Source organism: Pseudomonas sp. PME37.24/006 (assembly GCF_055556635.1).
This window is the reverse complement of the sequence record NZ_JBVHNL010000037.1, coordinates 1-290: the sequence shown is the minus strand read 5'-3', so window position 1 is coordinate 290 and position 290 is coordinate 1. Positions and strand designations below refer to the sequence as shown.

1 protein-coding gene is annotated in these 290 nt (G+C 71.7%); it reads left to right on the top strand.

From position 1 onward, the window contains the following. Positions 1-290, top strand: a 290-nt coding sequence (locus tag ACZ3GY_RS23755) for a hypothetical protein (RefSeq protein ID WP_465912187.1), incomplete at both ends; no start/stop codon positions are given.

Sequence of the window (290 nt, the reverse complement as noted above, 5' to 3'; positions counted from 1 at the left end):
GGTCAGGAGCACAGCATCCTGTCGCTGACCTCCGCAGCCCGCCGGGACGCGTCGCTGCAGCACGCCCACGACGACACCCGGTTCCGGTCGCTCCGCACCGCGGGCGTGCGGATCGACACGTTCGACCGGGTCGCAGGCGACCACCCGATGACACCGGACTCCTTCACGGCGTCGGAGCTGGCGCACGCCGCGAACCTCATCGCCGAGGCCGACATCGTGCTGTCCCTCAAGGAGCAGCCGCTCAGCCTCATCGTCGCGCTCGATCGGGCGGGGATGCTGCCGGACCGCCC